The organism is Deinococcus koreensis, from assembly GCF_002901445.1.
In the GTDB taxonomy this organism is placed as follows: Bacteria; Deinococcota; Deinococci; order Deinococcales; family Deinococcaceae; genus Deinococcus; species Deinococcus koreensis.
On sequence record NZ_PPPD01000001.1, the window covers coordinates 2,318,094 to 2,331,253 of the forward strand.

Sequence of the window (13,160 nt, forward strand, 5' to 3'; positions counted from 1 at the left end):
CCGCATGGACATGGCGACCTTCCGGCATCAGGTGGAACTCGCGGACTTTCCGGCGGGGGTGGAGGTCAGCGCGCACCCCGAAGGCCAGGGCTGGCGCCTGCGCGCCCAGGGGGGGAGTGGCGGCCTGGAACTGCTGCTCACCGACGGCGCGGCCGACATGTACGGCGATGCCCCGGCGGTCAGCGCCGCCCTCTCGCAGCTTCGCCGGCAGGCGCTGGCCGGACTCCCCGACGCGCACCCCGACGGCACCCTGGAACGGCTGGTGTTCGTGGCGGACTGAGTGGGGCAGGGGGTGTCGGTCTCGGTTGCGTTGCGGACGACCCCTCAGTCACCTCCGGTGCCAGCTCCCCTCAAGGGGAGCCAAGTTCAACCCCCGGCTCCCCTTGAGGGGAGCTGGCCGCGCAGCGGACTGAGGGGTCACTCGCAGCCTCACCGCCCAACGCCACGCCCTCAACGGTGTCCCAGAACCGCTCCAGACCCACGTCCCGACCATGAACGAAGCCGCTGCTCGCCGGCCTGGGCCCGCTCGCCTATCCTGCCCCCATGACTGCGCCGCCTTCCCCCCACGACCCGACTTCCCGAGACCCCGCCGAGGCCTACGTCCGGCTGGCCCACGCCATCGACGCCCACGAGAGCGGCTACGTGGACGGCTACGGCGGCCCGCCGGAGTGGGCCGACCGGCAGTTGGCCGCACCTGCCGAGGTGCACAGCCGCGCCGAGGCGCTGCTGGAGGGCGTGCAGGGGGTGGAATCACCGGAGCGCCGGGCCTTCCTCGACATCCAGGTGCGGGCCATGCTGGTCACGACGGGTCGGCTGTGCGGCGAGGTGCGGCCCTACCGCGACGAGGTGCGCGGCCTCTTCGACATCGAACCGCGGGGGCTCAGCCAGGACGAGCTGGACGCGGCGCTGGACGCCGTGGAGTCGCGGGTGCCCGGCCGCGGGCCTCTGCCGGAGCGGCTGGAGGGTCTGCGCTCCCGGGTGGTCGTGTCGCCGGAGCGGATTCTGGAACTGGCGCAGCCCATCCTGGCCGAGCTGCGGACGCGCACCCGCGAGCGCTTCGGCCTGCCGGGCGGCGAGGACTTCAGCGTGGCGCTGGTCTCCGACCGGCCCTGGGGCGGGTACAACTGGCCGCTGGGCGACCTGAAGAGCCGCATCGACCTGAACACGGATCTGCCGGTCACCCTGACCGCCCTGCCGGATCTGCTGGCCCACGAGGGCTACCCCGGCCACCACACCGAGCACGCCACCAAGGAGGCGCGGCTGGTGCGCGGGCTGGGCTGGCGCGAGCACGGCCTCCAGACCCTCAATACGCCCGAATGCGCGGTGTCGGAGGGCATCGCCATGAACGCCCTGCGGGCCGTGATGAGCCCCCAGGAGGAAGAGGCCTGGCTGTGCGGTGAGCTGGCCGCGCGCGCCGGACTCGACGCCGGGGACGTGCGCGCCTGCCTGGAGGCCGGCCGCGCCCAGGAGAACCTGCGGGCCGTGAACGCCACCGCCGCCCTGAGGCTGCACGAGGAGGGCCAGCCCGAGGCCGAGGTGCTGGCCTTCTTGCAGCGCTACGGCCTGCTCACGCCGGAGCGGGCGCGGCAGTCGCTGCGCTTCCTGACCAGCCCGACCTTCCGGGCCTACATCTTCACGTATTCGGCTGGTCAGGAGCTGGTGCAGGACTTCGTGGACAGCGGCGGTTCCGGCGCCTTCGCGCGGCTGCTGCGCGAGCCCCTGACGCCCGGCGGGCTGCGGGCACAGGCGCAATCCACCCTTTAAGGCCCAGGTGCGGGCGCTAGACTCCAGGGGTATGCCACTGGACGTGGGCGAGAGGCTCGCCGGGCGCTATGACCTGCTGGCCCTGCTGGGCGAGGGGGGCAGCGCCCGTGTGTTCCGCGCCCACGACACCGTGGTGGGCCGGGACGTGGCGGTCAAGCTGATGCACGGCCACGTTCCCGAATCCGATCAGGCCCGCTTTCTGCGCGAGGTGCGGACCCTGGCCCGCCTGACCCATCCGGGCATCGTGCCGGTGCTCGACCTGGGCACCGAGGCGGGCAGCCCGGAGACCGGGGGGGGTCGGCCCTTTTTCACCATGCCCCTGATGACCGGCGGCCTGATCACGGCGCTGGGGCCGCTGGAAGACGCGCCCCTGCCGCTGGCCCGCTTCCTGACCGCGGCGGCCTTCGCCTCGCGGGCGCTGCACTTCATCCACGCCCAGGGCATCACGCACCGCGACCTGACACCGGGCAACGTGCTGCTGGACGACGCCGGCCTGCCGCGCATCATGGATTTCGGGCTGGTGGCGCTGACCGAGCACACCCGGCACCTCACGCGCAGCGGCGTTACGCTGGGCACGCCCGCCTACATGGCGCCGGAGCAGGCCAAAGGGGTGGGGGTCGGCCCGCGCAGCGACCTGTACGCGCTGGGGGCGGTGCTCTACCGGGTGGCCTGCGGCATTCCGCCCTTCGTGGGCGACAGCGACCAGAGCGTGATGTTCCAGCACGTCTACGAGCGCGTGCCCGACCCCCGCGACCTCAACCCGGCGGTGCCCGACGCCGTGGCGCGCGTGCTGCTGGCCCTGCTCGCCAAGCGCCCCGAGGAGCGGCCGGAAGATGGCGAGGCGCTGGCGCACCTGTGGGCGCTGGCGCGCCGCGACGTCTGGACGAACCACGCCCGCGGCCAGTACCGGGGCGGGCGCACCCGCACGGGCGAGCACCCGGACGGCCCCGCCCGCGTCTCGACCCTGCGCGAGGCCTGGAGCGTGCCCCTGCCCGGTGAGGTCACCTGGCCAGCGGCGGTGGTCGGCGAGGGCGATCTGGTGGCGGTGGGCACGCGCGGCGGGCAGCTCGTGCTGACCCATTCCTCGGGGCGGCCCTTCGCCACCTTCGCGGCCAAGGACGAGGTCACGGCGCCCGCCACCTTCCACGGCGGCCACATCCTGTTCGGCGCCTGGGACGGCACCCTGCGGCGGGTGGAGCTGCATTCCGGCGCGGAACTGTGGCGCCATCAGGCGCGCGCCGAGCTGACCGGCGCCCCGACCCTCTGGCAGGGCCGCGTGCTGGCCAGCAGCCGCGACGGCCACCTGCACGCCCTGGACGCCATGACCGGCGAACTGGCCTGGGCCTACCGCGCCGGCGGGCCGGTGGCGGCCAGTCCGCTGATCTGGGCCGGCGCCGCCCTGCTCTTCGACGAGAGCGGCTGGCTGCACGCCCTCGATGCCCACACCGGCCACCCCCTGTGGCGGGTGGAGGTCGGCACCGTCCACGCCACCCCGGCCCTGCTGCCCACCGGCAGCGGCGAGGCCACGCTGGTGGTCGCCACCTGGGAGGGCGAGGTTCATGCCCTGGCGCTGGGCGTGGAGCGCGGCCGGGCGGTGCTGCGCGGGCCTGAACCGACCCTCTGGACCTACGACCTGGAGGACGAGGTCTGGGCGTCCCCGGCCCTCACGCGCAGCGACAGCACCCAGGGCCTGGCGATCCTGGCGGGCTGGGGCGGCACCGTGCGGGCCCTGCGCCTGTCGGACGGCGAGGACGTCTGGTCGCACGCCCTGGAGGGCCGCGTGACGGCCAGCCCGGTGATCAGCGCCGGGCTGGTGTTCCTGGTCTCCGAGTCGGGCGAACTCGCGGCGCTGGATGTCCGCACGGGTGCGCCCCGCTGGCGGCACCGCGAGCGCACCGGCGTCCAGGCCACGCCGCTGGCCGCCGACGGCACGCTGTACGTGGCCTTCATGAACGGCACCCTGCGCGCCTACCGCTGCCCGGTGCTGGAGCCGGGGGCCTGATAGGGCTCCGGCCGCTCCGGAGGACGTCCCCGGTGCGCCGGCCACGGGCGGTTCCCTGGGCAGGTGCATCCTCCTTTCAACTTCCGCTTACCCCTGGGGCCTAGACTCTGGAGAGTTGCTGTGTGTCCCGCCTGCCGGCCCGTCCGGCGCCGCCCCCCAAGGAGTCCACCATGCCCAACCTCGGCCCCGCTGAACTGATCGTCATCCTGATAGTCGCCCTGGTCGTGTTCGGCCCGCGCAAGCTGCCCGAGCTGGGCAAGAGCCTGGGCGCCGGTCTGCGCGAATTCCGCAAGAGTACCCAGGGCCTGCGCGAGGAGCTGGAGGGCAGCATGAAGGCGGCCCCCACGCCGCCCGCGCCCGCCCCGGTGCAGACCATCTCGGCCCAGAGTGTCGCAGCACAGAGTGTTTCAGCACAGGGCGTTGCAGCACAGACCATCCACCCCGCTGCCGCCCCCGACGCTCCGCAGCCGGTGGCCCCGGTGCCCTCCCAGAGCCTGATTCCGCAGGCCGCCGCGCCCCAGCCCGCGCCGCCCCGGAAAGACGAGGCCGATCCTGGCGCCGGCTGAACCCGGAACCCCGGAGCCGCTGCGGCGTGGATCAGCGTGGTCTATGTGGGGAGCGTCCGCCGTTCGGGTGCCTCCGGTTTGACCGGGAGACCCATCACGCCCCCAGGGGTCTCGCGCGAACCGCGCTGGCCGCTGGTGGGAAGAAACAGGAAAAACCCCCGCTGGGCGGGGGTTTTGCTTGGTAGACTCGAGGAGATTTGAACTCCTGACCCCTACAGTGTCAATGTAGTGCTCTACCCCTGAGCTACGAGTCTATGGGTGCCGGGCGGGGCGGGGGCGGTTGCCTGGAACTGTTGCATGGAGCTTTGGAGGCGCTGACCGGACTCGAACCGGTGGTGGAGGTTTTGCAGACCTCTGCCTTACCACTTGGCTACAGCGCCGCTGTCATCCGGCTTGTGCTGTCCCTTGCGGGCGGGGCCTGATGGGCCTTTCCTCTCCAGCGCGTGGCATGTTAGCACGGCCCTGGTGGGCTGTAAACGGGGGGTCGCCGCCAGCCCAGGATCACGGTGGGGGCCGGGCACAGGGGGAGGGCCACCCCCGTCAGGCCGGTTCTAAGGAAACGTTCATGTAACGCTCCGCCGGGCACCCTGTCAGCGTCAGGAAGAACGCCGGGCCAGCCCTGCTCCAGCCCTCCCCACAGGGTCGGCCGCCCGGAAGGATCAGCCACCCCGCACACCCGCCCCCACTCACCTCAGGGAGCACGATGATGACCCCACGCCGTTTCCACCCCCTCTGGCTCATCGGCGCCGCCGCCCTCCTGAACGCCTGTGGCGGCGCCGGGGTGCCGCAGGCGGAGGGCGATCCCTACGCCGGGGCTGATCACCCCTGGACATACAGCGCGCCCGCCGGTCAGCTCGGCGCCCAGAGCCTGACGCCCGGTGACAACAGCCTGAGCTACGAGCGGGTGCTGGACGCCAGCAACGGCTGGGGGCCGGTCGAGGTGAACCGCTCCAACGGCGAGATGGGCGCCTCGGACGGCCGGACGCTGACCCTGAACGGGCAGACCTCCGCGCGCGGCTTCGGCGTTCATGCCGGCAGCTCAATGCGCTTTGGCCTGCAGGGCAGCGGCGCCACCTGCAGCCGCTTCCGGGTCGGCGTGGGCATCGACGACGAGGTGGGCAGCCGGGGCAGCGTGGTCTTCCAGGTGTATCTGGACGGCGTGAAGGCCTTCGACAGTGGCCTGATGACCGGCGCCAGCGCCACGAAGTGGGCCGATCTGGACATCCGGGGCAGGCAGGCGCTCAAGCTGGTCGTGACCGACGGCGGGGACGGCAAGGCGTACGACCACGCCGACTGGGTGCAGCCGACCGTCCGCTGCGCGGCCGTGACCCCCCGGCCCACCCTGACGCTGGGCCAGGATCGCCTGGAGATCTTCCACAAGCACAGCGCCGCCCTGAGCGCCACCTTCGCGGATCTCAGCGGCCCGGTCGGCCTGCGCCTGGAGGTCGCGCCCGGCTTTTCCAGCGGCCTGCAGCTCCGCACCACCAGCCTGACCCTCCCCGCCGCTGCAGGCCCCCAGCGCGTGGTCATCGACGCGCCCGGTCTGCCGGACTTCTACACCGAGACCCAGAGCCTGAGCGCGCCCTACACGCTGGTGGTGAGCCAGGGCGGCCGGGACGTCGCCCGCGCGCCGCTCACCATCCAGCAGAAGCTGCTGGGCGTGCAGGCCAGCGCGGCCCCGGCCCTGCTCCCGGCCCGGCCGGGCTCGGCGGTCACCTTCACCGTCACGGTCAGGCTCACCCCGGGGCTGGAGACCTCGCTGGAGATCGGCAACTCCGGCTGCCCGGTGCAGGGCTGCGAGTACGCGGCCACCCCGGTCTCCGAGACCACCAGCGTCCTCTCCGGGGGCGCGAGCGTGCTGCAGCGCGAGTTCCGGGTCGTCCTGCCCGCAGGGATCTCCCCGACGCAGAACCTCACCCTGGACTACTACGTCGTGGTCGGCGACTTCGCCGGCTACCGCAAGCCCTGGTACGGCAACACCCAGGTCGCCGTCGTCTGGCAGCCGCTGAAGTAGCATTCCCGGACTTGACTCCCAGATCGACCTTCCGGAACCTCGCGAGAGCCACAGGAGCGGCGCCTCGGGGGACAGGCTCGCCCCTGCTAAGCTGCCCGCGTGATCCCTCCTTCTCCGGCCGGTACCGGCTGATGCTGGCCCGCGCGCGCAGCGTGGCCCTGATCGGCGTGGACGCCGTGCCGGTGGATGTAGAGGTCGACGTCTCGCCGGGGCTGCCCGCCTTCACGGTGGTGGGGCTGCCCGATCAGGCGGTGAGCGAGGCGCGCGAGCGGGTGCGGGCGGCGGTGCGCAACGCCGGCCTGCCCTTCCCGGCGGCCCGCATCACGGTCAATCTGGCGCCGGCCGACCTCCGCAAGGAGGGGCCGCTGTACGACCTGCCCATCGCGCTGGGGGTGCTGGCGGCGCAGGGCCTGCTGCCCGCCGGGGCGCTGGCCGGCATCCTGGCGGCGGGGGAACTCGCGCTGGACGGCAGCCTGAGACCGATCGCCGGGGCCGTGAACCTGGCGCTGCTGGCCTCGCAGCTTGAACTGCCCGCCCTGCTGCCCGACGGCAACGCCCAGGAAGCCGCCCTGATCGAGGGCCTGACGGTGTATGGCGCACGCAGCCTGCTGGACGCCGCGCAGCATCTCAGCGGCCGCACCCCTCTGCCCCCCACGGCGCCGCCGGTGGTCGGCGAGCCCGACGCGTCGTTCCTCGATCTGGCGGATCTCAAGGGCCAGAGTGCGGCCCGGCGGGCGCTGGAGATCGCCGTGGCGGGCGGGCACAACCTGCTGCTGGTGGGCTCGCCGGGCAGCGGCAAGACCATGCTGGCCCGCCGCGCCCCGGGCCTGTTGCCGCCCCTGGCCCGCGCCGAGGCCCTGGAGGTCACGCGCATCCATTCGGCCGCCGGGCTGCTGACCGCGCGGGGCGGCCTGAACCTCGCCCCGCCGTACCGGGCGCCCCACCACACCGTCTCCGACGCGGGCCTGATCGGTGGGGGCGGCGTGCCCCGGCCGGGTGAGGTCAGCCTGGCCCACCGGGGAGTGCTGTTTCTCGACGAGTTCCCGGAATTCAGCCGCAAGGCGCTCGAAACCCTGCGCCAGCCCCTGGAGGACGGCACCGTCACCATCAGCCGGGCGCGGGCCACCGTGCAGTACCCGGCCCGCTTCCAGCTCATCGCGGCCATGAATCCGTGTCCCTGCGGCCACCACGGCGATCCGGAGAAGGCCTGCAGCTGTTCCGTGGCCGAGCGGCTGCGCTACGCCTCGCGCATCAGCGGGCCGCTGCTCGACCGGATCGACCTGGTGGTGAAGGTGCCCCGCCTGAGCGTGGAGGAGCTGAGCCGCGCCCCCGAACCCGAAGCGTCGGCGGCGGTGCGTGAGCGCGTGCGGCGGGCGAGGGAGCGGATGCTGGAGCGTCAGGGCGGACGCAACACCGATCTGGCCGGTCAGGCGCTGCGCCGGCACGCGCCCCTCTCAGCCGGCCCGGAAGCCTTCCTCCACGCGGCAGCCCGGCAGCTGAACCTGACCGGCCGGGGCTACGACCGGGTCTTACGGGTCGCGCGCACCTCGGCCGATCTCTCCGGCAGCGAGGACATCCGGGAAGTCCACCTCGCCGAAGCGGTGGGTTACCGGCCCCGCGACCTGCACTGACTGTCCCCGCAGGGCGTCACGTCGGCCGACTTGTTATAGATCTAGTAGGGCCAGGATTATTCGCTGCTGTCGCGGTTCTCACGGGTGGTGCCGTCGTCGGCGCGGCCGCCCCCATCTGTCAGTGCGTCGGGGTTGACGAGGGCCGGAATGCCGGAGGTGTTGCTGTTCACCACGGCGGGCACCACCAGGGTCGTGTCCTCGGCGTGGCGCACGGCCTCACCCTCGACCGGCGAATTGGTCACGTTGCCGGTCTCCTGCTCGATCTCCTCGACGCTCCTGCCCAGAGGCTCACTGCCGTAGCGATTCGAATTGTCGGTCATGGCCGCAGTCTGGCCCGGCCCCCCGCGAACCGGGTGAGGGAGGCCTACAGGCGCCTTCACGGGCCGCAACCGCGGGTGCAGGACGCGGGGCGGCGTCCCTCATGGCGAGTGGGTATGCTGGGCACAGCACGGCCACAGGGAAGACCACGTGGAAGAACCTCACAGGCGATCAGCGGGGGATCAAGGGAGTGACATGACGGAGCGAAGTGCAAGCGAGCGGGCGCTCGGGGTTCTGAAGACGATTGGCATGGACGAGGCGCCCATCACGACCCTGGAGCGCGAGGACGCCCTGTTCGTCCTGACCGGCCAGACCCTGGTCTATCAGGACGGCGGTGGCACCCGGCGGGTCACCCTGCGTGACCTGACCCGCATCCACAGCGACGAGCAGGGGATGCTGCGCGTCGAGACGCCCGCCGGCACCGCCCTGACCGCGAGCCTGCTGGGCTTCGACGTGCCCGGCGTGCAGGCCTTCTTCGCCCAGGTGCGCGACACCACGGCGCGGGCCAAGGAACTGCCCGTCTCGCCGCTGCCCACCCCCGGCGCCCTGAAGACCTTCGGATCGGCCGCCCCGCGCCCCCCGGCGGTGGCTGAGGGCGGGGCCGGGAGCCTGCCCGGGACTGACAGCCCCCCGGAACGCCCGGCGCCCAGCTCACCGGAGCCCACCACCACACCGGAGCCCAGTCGGGAGCGCCCGGACAGCGCTGCCCAGGCGCCGGGCGGCGTGCAGGCCCAGGCTCCCCGGCCCGCTGGCCTTCCCGCCGACGCCCCCCCCGCCAGACCGCCGGCCACCCAGTCCGCCGAGACGAAGCCGGCCCAGACCCAGCCCGCCCAGACCCAAGCCGCCGGGATCCAGCCCGCCGAGATCCCACCGCCCAGGCCGCAGCCACAGGCCAGTGGGCCTGCGGGCGCCGCTCCCTCCACCGCAGATTCAGGCGCCAGGGCGGGCGCGGACACAGGGTCAGCGAGCGCCGCACCGGTCGCCCCCGCTCCCTCTGCCGGGCCTGCAGCTGCGCCCACCAGTGCGCCCACCACGGCGGCGGCCACACCACCGGCTTCGCCCCCGCCGCGGCCGCGACCGGCGCCTGCTGCCCCCGCCACCTCCACGACGGCGCTGCGGCCCACCGCCTCGCCGGAGACATCGGCCGCGCGCCCGGTGGTGATCTCCTCGTCGGCCTTCACGCCCACGTCGGCGCGGGCGGGGGCCACGCCGCCCACCCAGGCTGGCAGCGGGGCGGCACCCAGCGCTCAGCCCACCAGTTCTGGGCCCACCAGCCCAGCTCCGGTCAGCCCAGCGTCGGCCAGTTCAGTTCCGGCCAGTCCGACGCCGGTCACCACTCGAACGTCCACTCCGGCGTCGCCGGTGCCCGCGCCGACCGCCGAGGCCCAGCCGGGCGGCCTGGACGTCTCCAGACTCGACGGCCTGCACCGCACGCTGGCCCGTCAGGCCGATCTGGTCGATGGTCTGGTTGGCCGGCTGCGCTTCCTGGGCGGCGTGCTGTTCGTGGCGGCCCTGCTGCTGGCCCTGGTGCAGTACCTGGCCGGGGGCCGGCTGGACGCCCTCTGGACGCTGCTCTCGGGTGGAGTCGGCACGATCGCGCTGCTGGCGCTGGCGGAACTCGCGCGGCTGCTGGCCCTGCTGGGCCGCTCGGTGGCCCTGGGCAGGGCCCCAGATGCCAGGTGAGCTGAGGCCCCCACAGACGGCGCGGGAACTCCTGATCGGCGCGGTCTCGATTCCCTCGCTGTCCGGGCAGGAAGGGCCGCTGGCCGCCTACCTCGGCAGCTGGATGACCGCCCAGGGCTTCCAGGCCCGCATCGACGAGGCCGGCAACGCGGTGGGCGAGCGGGGCCAGGGGCCGCTGACGGTGGCCTTGCTGGGGCACATGGACACCGTGCCCGGCGAGATTCCGGTGCGGATCGACGAGTCGGGCGTGCTGCACGGGCGCGGCGCGGTGGACGCCAAGGGCCCGCTGTGCGCCTTCCTGGCGGCGGTGGCGGCCCTGCCGGACGAGGCCCTGGCGGCGGCCCGCTTCGTGGTGATCGGCGCCACCGAGGAGGAGGCTCCCAGCAGCCGGGGGGCGCGGCACGTCATGACCACGTTCAGACCCGACGTGGTGCTGATCGGGGAACCGAGCGGCTGGGAGGGCCTGACGCTGGGGTATAAGGGCCGCCTGGTGGCGCGCGTGCAGCTCAGCCGGGAGAACTTCCACACGGCCGGTGAGGGCCAGAGCGCCGCCGACGACCTGGCCGAGGCCTGGTTCCGGGTGCGGGCCTGGGCTGCCCGCACCGCCGAGGGCGCCGGGCTCTTCGACTCGGTGCAGGCGACCATTCAGGAACTGTCGTCCAGCAACGACGGCGTGACCCAGCTGGCGCGCGCCACCTTCGGCCTGCGCCTGCCGCCCCGCATCTCTCCGGCCGAGGCCGAGGCCACCCTGGGGGAACTGCTCGCCGACCTGCCGGGCCTGCAGCTCCGCTTCAGCGGGCACGAATCGGCCGTGCGCCATCCCCGGGACAACGCCCTGACCCGCGCCCTGCGGGTCGTCATCCGCGCGCAGGGGGGCACGCCGGTCTTCAAGGTCAAGACCGGCACCAGCGACATGAACGTGGTGGCCGAACTCTGGCCGGTGCCCACGCTGGCCTACGGGCCGGGCGACAGCTCGCTCGACCACACCCCCGACGAGCGGCTGGAACTGGCGGAATACGACCGCGCGGTGGCCGTGCTCACCGGCGCGCTGACCCGGCTCGCGCTGTCCTGGCCCGTGCCGACCCAGCCAGGCGCGGCGGTGCCTGCGGGAACCTGAGCACCGCCCAGACAGTCAGGGCCGGATGTCCAGGGATGTTTTCAGCGTCCAGCCAGCCCACCGACCTCAGCCACCGCGCCGCAGGACTCGCCCACCGGCACCTCGACTGGATCGAAGACCCCTCCCCCTGACCCTGTTTCCCTGCGACCCCGCTCCACGCCACCGCCGACGCGGCCGCGCCATCCGTCCAACTCTTCCCGCCTCCCCGACGACCCCCTTCTGACCGTCCTGACTGGTCGCCTGGAGACCCATGGAACCTGTCACCCTGATCCTCATCCTGTTCGTGGTGGCCCTGGTGCTGTTCGCCACCGAATGGCTGCCGGTGGACGTCACGGCGCTGGGCCTGCTCTCGGCGCTGCTGGTCTCGGGGCTGATCACCCCCAAGCAGGCCTTCGCGGGCTTCGGCAGCGACACCGTGATCACGCTGGCCTCGCTGTTCATCCTGACCCGCGTGCTGCTGCGGGCCGGCGTGATCGAGTGGATCGGCATGGCGCTGGCCCGCCGGGCGCGCGGCGCCACCAGCCTGCTGCGCGCCATGCTGGGCACGGTGGCGGGGGTCAGCGCCTTTACCAGCAACACCGCCACCACGGCCGTGTTCCTGCCGGTGGTGGCCGGCGTGTCGCGGCGCGCCGGCATTCCGGCCAGCCGCGCGCTGATGCCGCTGGCCTTCGCCAGCATCCTGGGCGGCACGGTCACGATCATCGGCACCAGCACCAACATCGTGGTTTCGGGCGCGCTGCCGGCCAGCGGGCAGGCGCCGCTGGGCTTCTTCGAACTGGCCTGGGTGGGCCTGCCCGCCGCGCTGATCGGGCTGCTCTACCTCTTCTTCATCGCCCCCCGGCTGCTGCCGGCCCGCGACGCCGCCCTGGAGGACTCGCTGCGCGCCTACCTGGCGGACCTGACCGTGGCCCCCGGCAGCCCGCTGAGCGGCCAGAGCCTGCGCGAGAGCGGCCTGGGCCGCGACCACGGCCTGACCGTGGTGGCCGTGCGCCGCGGCGAGCAGACGGTCTACGCGCCGGGCGCGGACTACCGCCTGCAGGAGGGCGACACGTTGGCGGTCGAGGGCCCCACCGAGCGCATCCTGGCCGGCAAGACCACGCTGGGGGTGGTCAGCAAGAGCGAACTCAAGCTGCAGCCCGGCCCGGCCGACGGCGACGTCCGGCTGGTCGAGGCGGTCGTGATGCCCGGCTCGCCGCTGCTGGGCCGCACCCTCAAGGAGGCGCGCTTCCGCGAGCGCTACGGGGCCTCGGTGCTGGCGCTGCACCGCCGCGACAAGCACTTCGAGCGCCTGGGCCGCCTGCGGATTCAGGTCGGCGACGTGCTGCTGGTGCAGGGCGGCGCCACCCGCCTGGACTCGCTGGGCGACTATCTGGTGGTCATGGGCGACCTGACCGAGCACCAGCGCGACCTGCGCCGCGCCCCGCTGGCCCTGCTGCTGTTCATCGGGGCGGTCGTGACCGGCGGCCTGGGCCTGGTGCCGCTGGGGGTGGCCGTGCTGGTCGCCACCGCCCTGAGCCTGACCCTGCGCCTGATCAGCCCGGAGGAGGCCTACCGCTCGGTGGAGTGGCCGATCATCGTGCTGGTCGCCTGCATGCTGGCCTTCGGCACCGCCTTCGAGAGCACCGGGGCCGCGAAGGTGCTGACTGGCGCGCTCTCGGGGGTGCTGGAGCCGCTGGGGCCCTATGGGCTGCTGGGGGCGCTGTTCCTGGTCACGGTCGCCCTGACCCAGCCCATGAGCAACCAGGCGGCCGCGCTGGTCATGCTGCCGCTGGCCATCGGCACCGCGCAGGCGCTGGGCTACGATCCCCGGCCCTTCATCATCGGGATCACGGTGGCGGCCAGCAACTCCTTCATCACGCCGCTGGAGCCCTCGTGCATGCTGGTCTACGGCCCCGGCCGCTACACCTTCCTGGATTTCGTGCGGGTCGGTTCCGGCCTGACCGTGGTCACCTTCACGGTCGCCATGCTGGTCATTCCGCGCGTCTGGCCCTTCGTTTGAGATCGCCCCGCTCTTGCAGACACGTCGAGCGGAGCCGGGGGCGAAAAAAGGGCGTTGCAGGGGGCA

10 protein-coding genes and 2 tRNA genes are annotated in these 13,160 nt (G+C 73.2%); 9 read left to right on the plus strand and 3 right to left on the minus strand.

Annotation, left to right across the window (positions count from 1 at the left end):
- Window positions 1-4 precede the first annotated feature (4 nt).
- From CVO96_RS10985 to CVO96_RS21605, 4 genes are all read left to right on the plus strand, one after another.
- Window positions 5-280 (plus strand): hypothetical protein, encoded by a 276-nt coding sequence (locus tag CVO96_RS10985; RefSeq protein WP_103312273.1) that lies wholly within the window; start codon window positions 5-7, stop codon window positions 278-280.
- A gap of 263 nt (window positions 281-543) precedes the next feature.
- Complete coding sequence (locus CVO96_RS10990; RefSeq protein ID WP_103312274.1) at window positions 544-1,764, plus strand: DUF885 domain-containing protein; 1,221 nt, start codon at window positions 544-546, stop codon at window positions 1,762-1,764.
- A gap of 31 nt (window positions 1,765-1,795) precedes the next feature.
- A complete protein-coding gene (locus tag CVO96_RS10995) occupies window positions 1,796-3,766 on the plus strand; it encodes a serine/threonine-protein kinase (RefSeq protein WP_103312275.1) in 1,971 nt (656 codons plus the stop codon).
- 122 nt (window positions 3,767-3,888) lie between these two features.
- Window positions 3,889-4,332: a Sec-independent protein translocase subunit TatA/TatB gene (locus CVO96_RS21605; protein WP_279327007.1), complete on the plus strand. Its 444-nt coding sequence runs from the start codon at window positions 3,889-3,891 to the stop codon at window positions 4,330-4,332.
- A gap of 179 nt (window positions 4,333-4,511) precedes the next feature.
- On the opposite strand, the gene CVO96_RS11005 is transcribed toward CVO96_RS21605, so the two are convergent.
- Both CVO96_RS11005 and CVO96_RS11010 read right to left on the minus strand, forming a co-directional pair.
- A tRNA-Val gene (locus CVO96_RS11005) sits at window positions 4,512-4,586 on the minus strand.
- Between the two features lie 52 nt (window positions 4,587-4,638).
- Window positions 4,639-4,712, minus strand: a tRNA-Cys gene (locus CVO96_RS11010).
- A 326-nt stretch (window positions 4,713-5,038) separates the two neighbouring features.
- On the opposite strand from CVO96_RS11010, the gene CVO96_RS11015 reads away from it, so the two are divergent.
- Both CVO96_RS11015 and CVO96_RS11020 read left to right on the plus strand, forming a co-directional pair.
- Window positions 5,039-6,346, plus strand: a complete 1,308-nt coding sequence (locus CVO96_RS11015; protein ID WP_103313429.1) for an NPCBM/NEW2 domain-containing protein — start codon at window positions 5,039-5,041, stop codon at window positions 6,344-6,346.
- Window positions 6,347-6,477: 131 nt separating this feature from the next.
- Complete coding sequence (locus tag CVO96_RS11020) at window positions 6,478-7,977, plus strand: YifB family Mg chelatase-like AAA ATPase (protein WP_103312277.1); 1,500 nt, start codon at window positions 6,478-6,480, stop codon at window positions 7,975-7,977.
- A gap of 56 nt (window positions 7,978-8,033) precedes the next feature.
- Here the strand turns inward: CVO96_RS11020 and CVO96_RS11025 are convergent, their stop codons facing one another.
- Window positions 8,034-8,297: a hypothetical protein gene (locus tag CVO96_RS11025; protein ID WP_103312278.1), complete on the minus strand. Its 264-nt coding sequence runs from the start codon at window positions 8,295-8,297 to the stop codon at window positions 8,034-8,036.
- A gap of 193 nt (window positions 8,298-8,490) precedes the next feature.
- On the opposite strand from CVO96_RS11025, the gene CVO96_RS11030 reads away from it, so the two are divergent.
- The 3 genes from CVO96_RS11030 (at window position 8,491) to CVO96_RS11040 (ending at window position 13,094) form a co-directional block, all read left to right on the plus strand.
- On the plus strand, window positions 8,491-9,978 hold the full coding sequence (locus CVO96_RS11030; protein WP_133161790.1) for a hypothetical protein: 1,488 nt from the start codon (window positions 8,491-8,493) through the stop codon (window positions 9,976-9,978).
- Window positions 9,968-11,095, plus strand: coding sequence for a [LysW]-lysine hydrolase (locus CVO96_RS11035; protein WP_103312280.1), 1,128 nt, complete (start codon window positions 9,968-9,970; stop codon window positions 11,093-11,095). Before CVO96_RS11030 ends, CVO96_RS11035 begins: the two co-directional genes overlap by 11 nt.
- A gap of 250 nt (window positions 11,096-11,345) precedes the next feature.
- Window positions 11,346-13,094, plus strand: coding sequence for an SLC13 family permease (locus tag CVO96_RS11040; RefSeq protein ID WP_103312281.1), 1,749 nt, complete (start codon window positions 11,346-11,348; stop codon window positions 13,092-13,094).
- Window positions 13,095-13,160 lie beyond the last annotated feature (66 nt).

Bases quoted from the DNA above. Each gene is read 5' to 3' on its own strand.
- CVO96_RS10985 (WP_103312273.1), top strand. From the start codon at position 5: ATGGACATGGCGACCTTCCGGCATCAGGTGGAACTCGCGGACTTTCCG.
- CVO96_RS10990 (WP_103312274.1), top strand. From the start codon at position 544: ATGACTGCGCCGCCTTCCCCCCACGACCCGACTTCCCGAGACCCCGCC.
- CVO96_RS10995 (WP_103312275.1), top strand. From the start codon at position 1,796: ATGCCACTGGACGTGGGCGAGAGGCTCGCCGGGCGCTATGACCTGCTG.
- CVO96_RS11015 (WP_103313429.1), top strand. From the start codon at position 5,039: ATGACCCCACGCCGTTTCCACCCCCTCTGGCTCATCGGCGCCGCCGCC.
- CVO96_RS11020 (WP_103312277.1), top strand. From the start codon at position 6,478: ATGCTGGCCCGCGCGCGCAGCGTGGCCCTGATCGGCGTGGACGCCGTG.
- CVO96_RS11025 (WP_103312278.1), bottom strand. From the start codon at position 8,297: ATGACCGACAATTCGAATCGCTACGGCAGTGAGCCTCTGGGCAGGAGC.
- CVO96_RS11030 (WP_133161790.1), top strand. From the start codon at position 8,491: ATGACGGAGCGAAGTGCAAGCGAGCGGGCGCTCGGGGTTCTGAAGACG.
- CVO96_RS11035 (WP_103312280.1), top strand. From the start codon at position 9,968: ATGCCAGGTGAGCTGAGGCCCCCACAGACGGCGCGGGAACTCCTGATC.
- CVO96_RS11040 (WP_103312281.1), top strand. From the start codon at position 11,346: ATGGAACCTGTCACCCTGATCCTCATCCTGTTCGTGGTGGCCCTGGTG.